This is a genomic window from Streptococcus cristatus (assembly GCF_003943505.1).
Lineage (GTDB): Bacteria > Bacillota > Bacilli > Lactobacillales > Streptococcaceae > Streptococcus > Streptococcus cristatus_E.
The window spans coordinates 1-685 of the sequence record NZ_RJPS01000079.1; the positions used below are offsets into that span (position 1 = coordinate 1).

Genomic DNA, 685 nt, shown 5'->3' on the forward strand with positions numbered 1-685 from the left:
GTCTAATTGCTGTTCCTCTGTCAAATCTAGTTTTTCAATCGCTGATGTAAGTACGGCTGGTAAGCAACCAGCGCTACCGGCTGTTGGTGTAGCACAAACCAAGCCCATTTTAGCGTTGTGTTCATTGACAGCAATGGCATTTTTTGCAGCAGTCAACACAGTATAATCTGACAAGGCCTTCCCCGACTGGATATAGTGGTGCAATTTGGCTGCGTCTCCACCGGTCAATCCGCTGCGAGACTTGCTCTCGTCAAGCCCAAGAAGGACTGAGGCTTTCATCACCTCAAGATTTCGACTCATCAGACGTAAAACTTCGTCTCTTTCCCGACCCGTCAATTCATATTCGGTCGCAATCATTAATTCAGCAACATTGCCATTAAAATCTAAATCAGCCTGCTCAACCAATTCTTTTATTGAATAAAACATCTCTTCTCCTATTTAAAGAAATTGACATTATGGAGATGGGGGATTTTCCGAATCTCTTCAATAGCCTCTTCGCAACTACGACTATCTACCTCAATGATCATAATCGCTTTCTCACCCGCTTTTTCTCTAGTCACTGTCATTTGAGCAATATTGATATTGTAGCGGGACAGAGCCTCCGTTACATGGGCAATCATACCTGGAACATCTTGGTGGACGATGATAATGGTTGGCGTATTCATGCTGAGTGAGACTGAGAAAC

Annotated in this window: 2 protein-coding genes; both read right to left on the reverse strand. The window is 43.8% G+C overall.

What is annotated here, in order from left to right:
- The coding region (locus tag D8792_RS11085; protein WP_185758461.1) for an L-serine ammonia-lyase, iron-sulfur-dependent, subunit alpha at positions 1–426 on the reverse strand (426 nt) is incomplete at its 3' end.
- Positions 427–434: 8 nt separating this feature from the next.
- A partial coding sequence (locus D8792_RS11090) for an ACT domain-containing protein (protein WP_125374017.1) occupies positions 435–685 on the reverse strand: 251 nt, incomplete at its 5' end.